The sequence below is a fragment of the Microbulbifer okhotskensis genome (assembly GCF_023895975.1).
In the GTDB taxonomy this organism is placed as follows: domain Bacteria; phylum Pseudomonadota; class Gammaproteobacteria; order Pseudomonadales; family Cellvibrionaceae; genus Microbulbifer; species Microbulbifer okhotskensis.
The window spans coordinates 11,439-25,293 of sequence record NZ_JALBWM010000008.1; the positions used below are offsets into that span (position 1 = coordinate 11,439).

Consider the following 13,855-nt stretch of genomic DNA (forward strand, 5'->3'; position numbering starts at 1 on the left):
TCTCTTACTTATTTTGCCGGATCGGCCGTGCCATAAAGTTCAATTTTAGGACTCCAGGTGTACCACTTCGGTTCAGCTTTTGGATAAAGTGGAAAATGGCTGCCTGACTCCACTTCGAATCCCATGAAGGGTGGCTCCGGAGTAGCGAAGGCAATCCCGCCCTTTAAAAGCGCCTGCGCTGACTCAGTATTAATATTCAAGCCGCTTTTTAGGCCGAAATTCACTTCGACGCCACTGGCATTCCAAAAAACCGTGTGCTCTCGCACCAGAGGCTGGTACTGAGGTTCAATATGAACGTAGATATAGACACGATCAGCATACTCTCCCAGAGCAAAGCCCGTCACTTCCCCCACTCTAACCTGGCGATAGTAAACAGGGCTGCCGGTAACCAGTGATCCCCGCCTAGCCGCATCCAGGATAATGGCGAGCCCAGGGCGGCTCATAATCTCGGCGAAATCTTCTCGCGGCGCCTGATCCATGGCATGGAATTCAGTTTGGGGCGCGCCAGACCCCGGTTCCAACGCGAGATATCGCCCAGTGATTAAAGTATCCAGGTGGGCGATTTTGTCGATACCGATTTGTGGAGAGACTACCCATATTCGGGTGCCAGCCCGCGCAAATTGTTCGCCTCGATGGTAGAGCTTCGCTCTCGCCCGCACCTCGCCCATTGAGCGCCCAAGGCGCAGGCGGGTAATCTCTCCAACCTGTACCCCGCGATAGCGAAGTGGGGCTCCCACCTTTAGCCCCTCTGCACTGAATAAGCTGACTTGAATCTCTACACCTTCCTCCATTGCCGACTCACGATTGCGGTAGAGGGGAAACTGATCGCCATTTTCTGCCTGCCCACCTTTACCGAGATCTTCCCGTCGTATGCCAAACGCGACCCCCCCCCGCAGAAGAGACATCAAGGAATCCGCCTCCACTTCCACACCTTCGCTGAGGCTGGCAGTGGCACGCAACCCACTCACATTCCAAAACCTCACCCCCTGCTTAACAAAGTGCGCGTAGCGCGGCTCAATAACGACGTAGACTTCTACTCCTTCGCCATCTCTGCGCAGCTCCATACCCTGCACTTTGCCCACTTCTATACGGCGAAAATATACCGATGCCCCCCGCTGGAGAGAACCCGGATTTCGCGATGTGAGGCGTAAATGAAGGCCGGGTACACGGGGGTCCATGGGCGGTGCGGAATCCCGTGCTGTAAAGGTACGCTGAGAGCGTTGCCCACGCCGCAAATCCACCTCTATACGATTCCCCTGGATCAAATCATTTAAGCCGCCGGTAAAATCAAAGGTGGGTGGAGCAAGCCAAAAACGGGTATTTTCAGTCAGCAACTCATCCGTTGTCGGGTCCATCAGCACTTTTACTTCCATGCCATTTAAGCGACGGTTTGCTTTTGTTCCACTAACCTCTCCTACCTGAATTCCCTGATAAAACACTTTAGTGCTGTCCGGTGTCACATTGACACCACGGTCGAAATTTAAGGTCACCGGAATACCGGCGTCTGCTGCAGAGAAATTTTTGTATAACTTAAATTCACTACCATTTACGGCGAGGGGGGACTGACGCTGCTTTTCCGCCGTATAAAAACTTACTCCACCGGCAAAAAGTGCGGCAAGGGATTCCAGGTTGACGCTAATACCACTAATACCCCCTTCAATTGAGATTCCGGAACTATTCCAGAAACGACTTCCCCGATGTACCAAATAGGCATATTCACGGCGAATAAATAATTCGATACTGACCTCATTTCCATTTTGATCCAACCGGTAATCCGCCACCTGACCTACACGCAGCTGCCGGTAATATACCGGTGAACCACGGCTCAAAGACCCCAACCGGCGTGATTTTAAAACCACACGCAGGCCATCCCCACGAATAAATGCCGGGGGCCGATCAAGAGCGACAAAAGTGCGCTTGCGCTTGCCGCTGCCGGATTCAACTGCGATGTAATTACCGGATAGCAACGTCTCCAGACCGCTGATACCAGTGATGGAAAGCTCTGGTTTAACCACCCAGAACTCTGTGCCCTCCACCAATAAATACTCTGCGCTGCGATTGAGACTCACCTCAGCCAGCACACCATCTGCACCGTTTAACTCTTTAGCATTAGGCACCAGGCGCACATTTTGCACTATGCCAATATCCACTCCAGAGTATTTCACCACGGTTTTACCCTTCACCAGACCATCACCCGAGTGAAACAGAATAGTGGCTTTAACATCCCCTTCCGACAGGTCTTGATACAGCAACCAAAGGGCAATAAGCCCTGCCACCAGCGGTAATATCCAAACCAGCGGCAACCCTTTACTGCTGCGCACTACCCCCCGCTGGGCGCCGCCATCCAGGCGGGGCTCATCGCTACCATCCCGGGGAGGTAAGTCTTCAGCCATTCTCTGCCGCGCTCCTGTGCGCCGTCTCAGGCACTACCGCGGTGTTGTATAAATCACCATCATAGGCATCCCAAATTAGTCGAGGGTCAAAGGTTCGCGCAGCCAACATGGTCACCACCACCACCGAGGCGAATGCCGTGGCGCCGGGACCCGCTGCAACCTGAGAGATAAATCCCATATCTACTAACGACACCAAAATTGAGATCATAAACAGGTCCAATAGAGACCAACGCCCAATACCGGAAACGACACGGTATATTTTCATGACCTGAAGCGGGTCAAATGAAATACGCAATTGGATCTGGACCAGAAGTAATGTCAGCCCTAATAATTTCATCACCGGCACCGCGATACTGGCAACAAAAACAATGAGCGCTATTCCCCACATCCCCGTGTTATATAGCTGCATGACACCACTGATAATGGTGCTGGGCTCACCAGCACCGAGATAGACCACGGTCATTATTGGCAAAATATTGGCGGGTAGAAGTAACAGACTACCGGTAATCGTCAACGCCCAAGTCAAGATCAGACTACCGTCAATACGACCGTACACCCGGGCGCTACAGCGAGGGCAGCGGCAAGAACCACGCAGCGGTAAAATGATTAGCTGATGGCAACATAAACAGCTGGTTAAGCCCTCCCTCAGGCCCTTACTGGATATATCACTCACAGATCCTGCCCCTTAAACATACGGCGCTGTGCCAGACGGTGCCAAATTGCACTTTGATCAAAACTTAGGGAGGAGAGGTTCGCCAATAACATCATGGCACCAAAACAGTAAAGCCCCGGTTCTACTTCCATCTTGCCCAGATCCCTTAATTTAATCAGTGCCACCAAGACTCCCAGCATGTACACGTCGAGCATGCCCCACTCTTTAATGTGCTGATAAAAGCGCACGGCATGGGACACCGGCCGATCAAGAGTCCTCCATGCACTTCCCCAACAAATAAACAACAGCAGTGCAAATTTCCCCAAGGGCGCCAAAACGCTGCAAAAAAGTACCAGGGCTGCAAGCCATATAAATCCGGCCTTAAATAGTGAATAAACGCCGTTGATCAATGTGCTCTCAGCCCCAAAAGAAAATAATGAGAAGTCGAGGAGTGGCAGGGTAGCCGAGGGAATAAATAACAGAAGGCCGGTAAGACTCAGGGCAATAGTGTAATAAATGCTGTGATTGCCATTGCGGTGTAAAGTACAGCGGCATCGGGGACAAATCAGCTTCTGGCCGGGGGGGGCCAGCCCTCCAGTCAATAGTAGGTCGCACTCGTGGCAGGCACGCTGCCAATTTATCACCGCCTCTTGGCGCCCCTGTTCCATGGACTGTCAGTTCTTGCCTTATTCTGCATAATTTTTGCCGCATCCAAATGCATGTGGGCCGCGTCTATTGAAATATAGGCCCTTTGCCATATTCAATGGACCTGAGTTTTTGCCAAAAAATTACCGATAACCGCACATATGCGTCGGTTTAACGAAGATATAGCAAAAAGCGGAAAGCCGTCTCGACGGTTGGTTTACCCACGGGTAAACTCTCGCGACTGCTATTGGGGAGACTGGCAATATTAGTAATAGACAAAAGCTGGAGCCCTCCACATCCCCACAACGCGACTATGGCTCCAAACCACTTGTAAAAGCTTGAAGACCGTACCCTCCACAGGAAGTCGAAACAGATGAAAAGAAGTAACCGCACAGAGCCGCGAGGTCGCCAGTTGCGTCCGCTGAAAAAACTAATCGCCGCCGCCCTGCTGGGTCTGAGCGCTATACAGGTACAAGCAGACACCCTGTGGGATATTTACACACAGGCACTGGAAAACGACCCTGAGCTGGCCGCAGACCGCGCTGCCTATCATGCGGGTATCGAGGCTAAATACCAGTCTCGCGCATTCCTACTCCCTCAGGTAGAAGCCAGCTACCAGGCCTTTAGGGATCACTCTTATAGCGCATTAAACTCCTTCCAACTTGTGGATGTCAGTGAAGAAGGTGAAGAGGAAGATATCCAACTGCTGGATTTCAGAAACAGAACCTCCACAAGCCTACAAGAGAGATCCTATGGCGCCACTCTGAATCAGGCTATTTTTGATGCCCCCGCCTGGTTTGATTATCAACAGGGTAAGCGGCTGACTGAACAAGCGACAGCGGAGTTTAGTGCCAATCAGCAGGGAATGATGATTCGTGTCGCCACGGCATATTTTGACGTACTGCGCGCATACGATGTTCTGGAGGCCGCAATCTCTGAGGAACAGGCCCTGGCTAAACAGCTTGAACAGACTCAGCAGCGCTTCGAGGTCGGGCTCACAGCAATTACCGACGTCTACGACTCTCAGGCAGCCTATGATAGCTCAGTCGCACGCCGCCTTACTGCCCAGGATGACCTGCTCAGTAATTTTGATGCCCTGTCTGTCCTCACCGGTGGCTATCATGATGAAGTCTCTCCATTGGTCGATGATTTCCAGGTAGCGGCTCCGGTGCCCGCTGAACGTGCCGAGTGGGTTGACTTCGCTCTCGCCAACAACTTTGTTTTGAAAGCTGCGCGACTGGGCTCTGATGCGGCCCGCTACAACGCCCGCGCTGAGGCCAGCGAACACTTACCAACCGTCAGCGGAACACTCTCTTACAGTAATTTTTCTGCTGATGGTAAGCAAAGAACCCGAGCCTCCGATGCAACGGGGACTCAGTTCACTAGGTTTCCTCAAGAGAGTGATCAGTGGGAAACAAGAGCGGGAATTACTGTATCTGTACCCCTGTTTACCGGCGGCCTCCTCAGCGCCAACCGCCGTCAGGCCCGCAACCAAGCTTTCCAGGCCGAGGACTTGAGTATCCTGGCAGAGCGCGACACCATCCAAACAACCCGCACCTTACACCGCGCGGTAGTAACCGATGTGTCTCGGGTTGCCGCCCGAGAACAGGCCGTTGTTTCTGCGAAAAGTGCCTTGGATGCAACACAGGCCGGATATGAGGTGGGTACCCGCAATATTGTCGATGTACTCTTAGCGCAAAGAACCCTGTTCCTAGCAGAGACCGATTACGCCAATTCGCTCTACGATTACATCCTCAACTCTCTGAGTTTGAAGCAGGCGGCAGGATTGCTCTCTCCCAAGGATCTTCAGGAGCTGGACTTGAAGCTAAACCCTGCAAACCATGTCATGCGCGTAGCGGAAACCGGTGGCACTAGCCTGCCCAGCCTTTCAAAATAAAGGCAAACTGAATTTACCAGGGAGCAGGATTTTCCCCCTCTCTCTGGTGAATACTTTGCATTGCCAATCCCTCAATTTCTTCCAGCAAACACGCCAGCGCGCCACTGTTCTCCAGGGCCACTGTTTTAGCTCTCTGGCCCGCCGCCTTTCTCTTTCCAATATCCACCAACCATTCACGCACCTGCTGGGCCATCGATTCAGCATCATCAGCTATCATCATGCCCCCGGCCTTCTGCAGCAAACCGGATACCGTCGCAAAGTTATGCAGGTGAGGGCCCGTAATGATCGGGACTCCCCAGGCTGCGGGTTCAATCATATTGTGACCGCCCACTGAGACCAGGCTCCCGCCTACAAACGCTATATCACAGGCGCCGTAAAAGCGGAGCAGTTCTCCCATACTATCCCCCAAAAGAATCTGATCAGTAGCCGCCAGCTGGCCCCCTTCACTTCTGCGCGCCAGTGAAAACCCTCGCTCACGACATAGCCGCGCTACACCATCGAAGCGCTGCGGATGGCGGGGTACCAAAACAAGCAGCAAGTCCGCAAACTCCCGCTGCAAAATAGCGAACGCGTCCAGAATAATCTCATCTTCACCCACATGCGTACTTGCCGCCAGCCAAATAGGCCTGCTCGACTTCCCTCTCCACTGGTGTACTAGCACCTGGGCTTCACTGGCCAGCCCCAGGTCAATACTGAGATCAAATTTGATATTGCCGTTAGCCACCGCACGCTCTTTAGGCAGACCCAGGGCCACAAACCGTTGCATATCCGCAGGGTATTGAGCCACCACACGACTCAGGTTGCTCAACATTGCGTGACTTAAGCTGGAAAAACGCCCATATCCACGCGCTGATTGCTCACTGAGACGTGCATTGGCCAATAAAGTGGGGATATTCCTGCGGGCACACAGTTTGAGTAGATTCGGCCACAGCTCCGTTTCTATGATCACCAACAAGTTGGGACTCAGCGCATTGAGAAATGGTACTAGGCACTCGGGCAGGTCATACGGCAGATAATAATGTAATAAGCGGCCACCAAGCACTGACCGCAGGGCCTCCTGGACACGCTCAGATCCGGTCGGAGTACTTGTAGTGACCAACCATTGCCACTCCGTATGTCGGGCAGCCAATTTGGAAATAACCGGTACTGCAGCCAGTGTTTCGCCGACCGAAACAGAGTGAACCCATATCAACGGCGCCCGACTATGCCGCTTGGGTACCTGCCCCAAACGCTCACTCAAACGTCGCCGATACGCGGGCTGACTGCGACCTCTCCACCAGAGGCGCAGTAGGACTAGAGGTAAAAATAGGCGGAATAGCCAAGAATAGAGAGTCTGCATGAAGCGGGAGTCACCAAAAGATCAAAGTTACCACCATGGAAACGCTATGATGACCGTTCTCTCCGCTTTCGAAAACACCCTCCGAGCATTGCCCCCAAATTTTAGTGGTCGACTACCCGGTAAAACTCCGAGCGCACACCAAATACACCACAAGCCATACCTGCAGAGCGGCAGGCACGCAGCCAGGGCCCGGAGCCCAATCGCTTCCCACCGACAATCATCCCTAGAATACAGCCGATTCCAGAGATCAAAAGCTGACACACGGCCGATAGCAGAATACTGCTATGACCACGTCCCTTCGCGAGCTTATGCTTGGCCAAAGTAATGCCCGCAGAAAACTTCCTGCGCGATAACCAGCGCATATTGGCACGGCTCTCAGGGACAGCTTCGTAAACTCGAGCTTCGAAACAAAATACTATTTTCCCGCCTTTAGCCTTGAGCTCTGTAAAAAAAATCACATCCTCCCCTGCATCCAAAGGATCCTGTTCATTAAACCGCAAATCTAATGAACGGACATTACTCATAGGTATTAAAACATTGCTAGTCGCGCAATAGTCAAGTTCGTCCCCGGTTTTTCTCTTTTGTCGATAGAAAATTCGCGAGTAATACTGGGGAGCTGAGTCTGGCCAATAACGAACAACACTGCCGCAAACGACAGTGCTCCCACCCAATTTTTTCGCATAGGTATACAACTGACCCAACCAGTCAACCTCTGCCCACTCATCATCATCGATAAAGACTAAGTAGTCTGCCCCCATACCCTGCAGCTCGCGAATACAACGATTGCGGGCACAAGGTATACCTCGCTGCTCTTCTACAACACAGTAGATCGGGAACGGAAAACTCCCAGACAGTTCTTCAACAACACCCTTACCTTCCTGACCAACGGAGTCATTATCTACCACCAGTGCCGATACGTTTAAGTTTAACGGTAACTGGAGTTGAGCTAGACTCTGCAAAGAATTGCGGAGCCGCTCTGGTCGCTGGTAGGTGCAAATACAGATTACTAGCAAGGGGTGCAATTTAAACTCCAGGAAACGGCCAGACACAAATCAGGCTAAACTTTAATGCTCGGCTAAAAAAGAAGCAGCCTATACCCATAACAGTGACCTGTCTATAATACCACTTTTGCCAAACGCATCATCAGGGCAACTATGCGACTCACCTCTGCTTTACTGCCGACCCTCCCGCCCCGGCCACAACTATTCAGTCAAAATCAGTTTAAGAATAACTTCTGGTGTAGCCCTCCATGAAAATTATGCAGCTCTTACCTGCTCTGAACTCGGGGGGGGTTGAAAGGGGGACCGTCGATCTCGCTCGCTTTCTGGTAGCAGGCGGCCATCAATCGGTGGTTGTCTCCAATGGCGGAGAGATGGTGAAGCAGCTTGAGACCGAGGGTTCAGCTCACATTGAGTTCCCGATTCATAAAAAATCTCTCTTCAGCTTGCTGCAGGTCGCTCCTCTCAGGGAGGTTATTTCTCGGGAGAGACCCGATATTTTACATGTGCGCTCTAGGGTCCCAGCTTGGCTGACTTATCTGGCTTGGCGTACCCTCCCCGCAGAAACACGCCCCCGCCTAGTCAGCACCGCACACGGCCTCTACTCGATAAATCGCTATAGCGCTATTATGGCCAGCACCGAGCAGGTGATTGCGATTTCGGAGTGCGTCAATGACTACCTAATCAAAAACTACTCCAAGTACCTAAAGCGCCCGCCTCAAGTTGTTTATCGCGGGGTGGACACCAAAGAGTTCAACTCCGATGTTCAAGCACCGGAATCCTGGCACAACCAAGTGTTAAAGGAGTTCCCCCAGCTGAGCGGAAAGCGGTGGTTACTTCTGCCTGGGCGATTAACTCGCTGGAAAGGACAAGAGGACTTTATTAACCTGATTCACCAATTGATCAAGCACCGCAGTGATATCCATGGGGTCATCCTCGGCGGCGCCGAGAAAAATAAGCAGCACTATGCCGAAGAATTACAGCAACGGATTCAGGCATTGGGCTTGAACGACCGCCTAACCCTCGTTGGTCACCGTAGTGATATACGCCACTGGTATAGTGCGTCCAGTTTAGTGTATAACCTATCCCAACGGCCCGAACCCTTTGGCCGAACGGTAATAGAATCCGCTGCGATGGGTACTCCTATTATAGGGTATAACATTGGGGGCCCCGCAGAGTCGTTGCACGCCTGCTTCCCTCAAGGATTAGTCGATATCAATGATCCAAGAGCTTTGTTTACGCGCACTCAGACGCTGCTCGACAGCCCTGAACAGAAGCCTCATCTTTCTGCCGAATTCACTTTGGGGAGGCAGGCCGAACACACCCTTGAAATCTATAAGAACCTGCTCGGTGAGCCTACCGGAACAACCCCAAGTGATTGATTTGAGCCAAAGCGAGCCATTTGCCAGTGGGGGCAATCGCTTTTGCTACAGACATCCCGAGCAACCCGAGATTTGCGTGAAGGTGATGCGCCCCGGCCGAACGGCGGAACTATTGGGCCGCGCTCCCTGGTATAAGACTTGGCGAGGACAGTCTTACTTTGATGACAACCTACGGGAGCTGGAAGGCTACAACCAAAGGGTGATAACCACTGGTCGCGATGGGCTTTGGTTACACTTGCCGCGCTGGTATGGAATGCAGGAAACCAGCTTAGGGCCTGCGGCGGTTACCGATATGATCCTTGAGAGTGATGGCCACCCCGCCCCCACACTACGCCAATACCTGAATAAATACGGCCTGACCCCAGAAATCCGCACTTCTTTGCGAGAGTTCTCGGAATGGCTGCTCGAATATGAAGTGTTGACCAAAAACCTGATTGCCCACAACTTGGTTCTACAGAAACAGCAGGGGAAAGTACAAGTCTATTTAATTGACGGGCTTGGCTGCTCCACTTTCCTAGCACTGCCGAAAATTTCCAGCTACTTTGCCAAACGCTATATTCGGCGCCGGATTGAACGTATGTGGCTCAGAGTAGAATGGGAAATTTCCGATAAGGAAATCCCCTGGAGAAAATATGAAGCCGAGGGCTTAAGGCGTTAGCTCGCCGGCAGTCCGCATCGCTGTAACAATGCTCTAGCACACACCAAATACTGATCTAGTGGCTGGCGCTTAATGCCTCCTCCCGCCAGCAGCCGATCGGTCACGCGCCCCTGATCCAAAAGGCGCTGAACCGCAGAGCGCACTTTATTGGACCTACTGCGGCTCGGAACTCGAATCACGCCCACTTGCGCACGGCTTTGCAGCGACTCAAAGAGCATGGAAATGCTGTCCTCAGTAACCCAGATCGTTTCGGCCTCTGAGAGCTGCTTCTGAAGCCAGCCCGGTGGGCAAGAGCGCCAGTCGACCCGTTGAACATCACTACCGCTCAATAACTCCAGTGTGCCCTCTGGTGTTCGCCGACTGTCAGAAACAGACCAATCCAAAGGCCGTGCTAGCAGCTGCTCTACCTGCTGATGAATTGAAACCGAGTCCCAAACGTAGTGCTTACTGGGCCCACCCAATAAAATAAGTCCCTTGCCGACTTGAAGGGCATCATTCGGCAGCGGCTCTGTCAGAGCCCCCTGACTAAGGATGACGTTGGGCAGCGGCGGCGGCCGATCATGCTCAGGCACAATAGCAAAGTCAAAAAGACGGTAGGGGAGTAAAGGACGGTTGATGGCCACTGTACGACCACCAAAACGATAGCGTGCCGACAACATGGGCAGGCGGCTGCGGCGGCCTGTCCCAATCAGAAAATCCGGCCTGGGGCATGCCCCTAACCATTCTCCAGGGTTTAGGAAGATGCGGCCGGCAGAGTACTCTGAAGGTATATCAAAAGCTTGTAATTCCCCACCAAAACTCCTACGTATCCCCTCCACCAAGGCAGCGCTCTGCTTTTCGTGCGCACGGTTACCATCGAGAAAACGCCAGACTGTAAGCTGCAATATAGGCCCCTAATTTACCCATCAAACCGACACTCAAGGCGCAGTGTACTGACTGCAAGCTCTCTACGCCACCGCGTGCTGCCCCCCGCTCCTGCCCCTATTGGAGCCCAGAAACATCCAGTATACTGCTCCCAATTCTAATTGGACTGTCATAGCGGGCGCGCTCTTATCAACTCGTGCTCCCAAAAGGTCTTGGTCGCAACCGCCACAATTATTACTGGAAAACTTCATTTGGGTACTCACAGGCTGCAGACTTTTATGGAGTACTCTCCAAACGCTTGTTATTCGCCCTTCTGAAAAAACTCTCTTTACATGATTTACAGTTACAAATATGTCTGAACTTGGAAGCACCTCGAACCTTACCCCCGGCCCCGCTTATCGCCAGCAGAACTCGCGCTGGATTTCAGGCCTGCTCAAGTGGGCTTATTTCGGGTTGTTCCTGCTGATATGTGGCTTTTACTTCTTTCCCAAAGAGTCGGGCGTGCAAACCGGCTTTTATCTGACCCTGTTGCCTGCCACAATATTTCTATTGGCTTGGCGAAGGGATTATCGCTTCCTGGCATCCTGGCAATTTGCAGCTTTTTGCAGCCTTCCCTTAGTACTGGCCCTATCTGCTTTCTGGGCTTCCGCAGATACTGCTGATGTCTTTAGATCGGCAGATTACTACTGGAAATTAGTGCTCTACCTTGCGCTTTTTTACTGCGCAATATTTTTCCTCTTGGAGCATTATGGCGACTCAATTTTGCACCAATTGCTACTAGCTGCCATTGTTATTGGCCTGCTCTCAGGCATAGCCTCCTTGATTGTTTACGTTTCCGACGGAGGCTTACAGAGGCTTCACCGTATTGGAGGCATATCTCTCGAGGGAAACATTGATAAAACAGGCATGTTGTTTGGCTTTCACGCCCTATTTTGCTGTTATGGTCTCTCGCAAAAGCCCGCTCTTTGGCGATGGGCCTCCGGCGCCGGTTTGCTGACATCCTGTCTCTACATCGTTCTATCACAAACCAAAATCCCCATTTTGATGGCCGCTTTCTCAATATTATTGGTGGTTTTCAGCAGCCGATCACGACGGTTAAAAACAATAATTTTAATAGCAATGGGAGCGCTACCGATGGCTTATTTAGCGCTATTTGACGATTTACCGTTTCTACATCGCGGCAGCGCTTACTCAATTCGCCTTCATCTATGGCAAAAAGTCTATGAGGAGTTCTTACAGTCCCCACTGATCGGCCAGGGCTTAGTCCACAAGAAATTTATAGAACTCGATATAATGTTGCCACATCCACACAATTACCTCCTGGATATTGCGCGCTTTAGTGGCCTGTTGGGAGTTGCTGCATGTGCCTGGCAAGGTCTCGCGGTTTTGTGGAGCATAAAATCCAAAGAGAAAATTCTGAGTTGGATTCCCGGCCTATATGCCGCCTGGTTCCTGTTCGGAGTGCTGGCGATGCTGGCCTACTCCCAGCAGCCTTTGGTAAAACCCAATTACATTTGGTTCTTCTACTGGATTCCCCTGGCAATTCTGCTAGCACGGAATAGCCTTGAGAATCAGGACTTGAAGCCGTATAAAACTTTTTTGGAAAGCAATCCTCAAAACAGTAACCGCTCAGGAACAGAGTCACACTGATGAATGTAACCGTATTTGGCACAGGCTATGTAGGCCTGGTGCAAGCAGCAGTCTTAGCTGAAGCTGGCAATAAAGTAGTCTGTATTGATATAGATACGAAAAAAGTCGAGCGTCTCAAGCAGGGAGTTATCCCTATTTATGAGCCCGGCCTTGAACCCATGGTCAACAACAGCGTCTCCTCTGGCAATCTATCATTTTCAACCGAAGCCGCTTTCGGCGTTGAACACGGCGAGTTAATTTTCATTGCCGTTGGCACTCCTCCAGATGAAGACGGCTCGGCCGACCTCCGCCATGTATTAACCGTTGCGGCAACGATTGCCCAGTTTATGGAGAGTAAAAAATATATTATCAACAAGTCCACCGTTCCCGTTGGCACCGCCGATAAAGTCAGAGCAACGGTTGAGAGCGAGCTCTCCAAGCGCAACAGGTCTGACCTGCCCTTCGACATCATTTCAAATCCTGAGTTTTTAAAGGAGGGCTCAGCACTTAATGACTGTATGCGCCCAGACCGAATTATTATCGGCACCTCAGAAGCTGATTCAGAACAAAAGTTGCGCCACCTATACGCTCCATTCAATCGCAATCACGAGAAAATACTGGTGATGGATGTGAAGAGTGCTGAGTTAACCAAATACGCAGCCAACTGTATGCTGGCCACTAAAATCAGTTTTATGAACGAAATGGCTAATATCGCCGATAAAGTCGGCGCTGATATTGAAGCTGTAAGGAAAGGCATTGGCTCGGATCCCCGAGTGGGATACCAGTTTATCTACGCTGGAATTGGCTACGGCGGCTCCTGTTTCCCGAAAGATGTGAAGGCTTTAATTTCCTCGGCTCAGCAAATGGGTATAGCCGCAGATATTCTGGCTGCGGTGGAATCGCGCAACGAACGCCAGAAACACTATCTCGTAGAAAAGATTCTGAGCCATTTCAACGGAGATATCCAAGATAAGACTTTTGCGCTTTGGGGACTGTCTTTCAAACCCAACACTGATGATATGAGAGAGGCACCCAGCCGTATACTACTGACACGTCTTTGGGAGCGAGGGGCAAAGGTCCGCGCCTTTGATCCAGAGGCCCTCACCGAGTGCCAACGGATTTTTGGCGATCGTGAGGACCTGGCGTTATGCGAATCCAAAAATGACGCTTTGCAGGGAGCTGATGCTTTGATCGTTGCTACCGAATGGCAGCAATTTAAATCCCTTGACCTTAATGAGGTCAAAGGCGCGCTTAGCACAGCCGTAGTCTTCGATGGTCGCAATCAGTATGAACCCGGGGAGATGCGTGACGCAGGATTTGATTATTACTGCGTAGGGCGGCCAGACACAAGAAGCTCTGTTTAAATCAGTAGCCCTCAAAAAAACCCGGCTCTCGCTG

At 51.6% G+C, this 13,855-nt stretch carries 11 protein-coding genes; 5 read left to right on the forward strand and 6 right to left on the reverse strand.

From position 1 onward, the window contains the following. Positions 1-8: 8 nt before the first annotated feature. Genes MO867_RS03290 through MO867_RS03300 form a run of 3 tightly spaced genes read right to left on the reverse strand, consistent with a single transcriptional unit; the run spans position 9 to position 3,713 of the window. Positions 9-2,393 (reverse strand): PqiB family protein, encoded by a 2,385-nt coding sequence (locus tag MO867_RS03290; RefSeq protein ID WP_252464580.1) that lies wholly within the window; start codon positions 2,391-2,393, stop codon positions 9-11. Then, a complete protein-coding gene (locus tag MO867_RS03295) occupies positions 2,386-3,066 on the reverse strand; it encodes a paraquat-inducible protein A (RefSeq protein ID WP_252464582.1) in 681 nt (226 codons plus the stop codon). Before MO867_RS03295 ends, MO867_RS03290 begins: the two co-directional genes overlap by 8 nt. Further along, positions 3,063-3,713: a paraquat-inducible protein A gene (locus tag MO867_RS03300; RefSeq protein ID WP_252464584.1), complete on the reverse strand. Its 651-nt coding sequence runs from the start codon at positions 3,711-3,713 to the stop codon at positions 3,063-3,065. Before MO867_RS03300 ends, MO867_RS03295 begins: the two co-directional genes overlap by 4 nt. 350 nt (positions 3,714-4,063) lie before the next feature. On the opposite strand from MO867_RS03300, the gene MO867_RS03305 reads away from it, so the two are divergent. Continuing rightward, entirely contained in the window at positions 4,064-5,587 is a 1,524-nt protein-coding gene (locus MO867_RS03305; RefSeq protein WP_252464585.1) for a TolC family outer membrane protein, read from the forward strand. Positions 5,588-5,600: 13 nt separating this feature from the next. On the opposite strand, the gene waaA is transcribed toward MO867_RS03305, so the two are convergent. Both waaA and MO867_RS03315 read right to left on the reverse strand, forming a co-directional pair. Next, on the reverse strand, positions 5,601-6,926 hold the full coding sequence (gene waaA, locus MO867_RS03310) for a lipid IV(A) 3-deoxy-D-manno-octulosonic acid transferase (RefSeq protein WP_252464587.1): 1,326 nt from the start codon (positions 6,924-6,926) through the stop codon (positions 5,601-5,603). Positions 6,927-7,027: 101 nt separating this feature from the next. After that, entirely contained in the window at positions 7,028-7,948 is a 921-nt protein-coding gene (locus MO867_RS03315) for a glycosyltransferase family 2 protein (protein WP_252464589.1), read from the reverse strand. 227 nt (positions 7,949-8,175) lie between these two features. Here MO867_RS03315 and MO867_RS03320 point away from each other — a divergent pair, with 227 nt between their 5' ends. Further along, positions 8,176-9,306, forward strand: a complete 1,131-nt coding sequence (locus MO867_RS03320; protein ID WP_252464591.1) for a glycosyltransferase family 4 protein — start codon at positions 8,176-8,178, stop codon at positions 9,304-9,306. After that, entirely contained in the window at positions 9,299-9,964 is a 666-nt protein-coding gene (locus tag MO867_RS03325) for a YrbL family protein (RefSeq protein WP_252464593.1), read from the forward strand. The genes MO867_RS03320 and MO867_RS03325 overlap by 8 nt, the downstream gene beginning before the upstream one ends. Here the strand turns inward: MO867_RS03325 and MO867_RS03330 are convergent. After that, positions 9,961-10,848: an ELM1/GtrOC1 family putative glycosyltransferase gene (locus MO867_RS03330; protein ID WP_252464595.1), complete on the reverse strand. Its 888-nt coding sequence runs from the start codon at positions 10,846-10,848 to the stop codon at positions 9,961-9,963. The genes MO867_RS03325 and MO867_RS03330 overlap by 4 nt on opposite strands. Positions 10,849-11,179: 331 nt before the next feature. On the opposite strand from MO867_RS03330, the gene MO867_RS03335 reads away from it, so the two are divergent. Beyond that, a complete protein-coding gene (locus tag MO867_RS03335) occupies positions 11,180-12,478 on the forward strand; it encodes an O-antigen ligase family protein (protein WP_252464597.1) in 1,299 nt (432 codons plus the stop codon). Further along, positions 12,478-13,821: a UDP-glucose dehydrogenase family protein gene (locus MO867_RS03340; protein WP_252464598.1), complete on the forward strand. Its 1,344-nt coding sequence runs from the start codon at positions 12,478-12,480 to the stop codon at positions 13,819-13,821. Before MO867_RS03335 ends, MO867_RS03340 begins: the two co-directional genes overlap by 1 nt. The last annotated feature ends 34 nt before the right edge of the window (positions 13,822-13,855 follow it).

What these genes read in the sequence shown, in the direction of transcription:
- MO867_RS03290 (WP_252464580.1), bottom strand. Translation starts at nt 2,393, where the DNA reads ATGGCTGAAGACTTACCTCCCCGGGATGGTAGCGATGAGCCCCGCCTG.
- MO867_RS03300 (WP_252464584.1), bottom strand. Translation starts at nt 3,713, where the DNA reads ATGGAACAGGGGCGCCAAGAGGCGGTGATAAATTGGCAGCGTGCCTGC.
- MO867_RS03305 (WP_252464585.1), top strand. Translation starts at nt 4,064, where the DNA reads ATGAAAAGAAGTAACCGCACAGAGCCGCGAGGTCGCCAGTTGCGTCCG.
- waaA (WP_252464587.1), bottom strand. Translation starts at nt 6,926, where the DNA reads ATGCAGACTCTCTATTCTTGGCTATTCCGCCTATTTTTACCTCTAGTC.
- MO867_RS03320 (WP_252464591.1), top strand. Translation starts at nt 8,176, where the DNA reads ATGAAAATTATGCAGCTCTTACCTGCTCTGAACTCGGGGGGGGTTGAA.
- MO867_RS03335 (WP_252464597.1), top strand. Translation starts at nt 11,180, where the DNA reads ATGTCTGAACTTGGAAGCACCTCGAACCTTACCCCCGGCCCCGCTTAT.
- MO867_RS03340 (WP_252464598.1), top strand. Translation starts at nt 12,478, where the DNA reads ATGAATGTAACCGTATTTGGCACAGGCTATGTAGGCCTGGTGCAAGCA.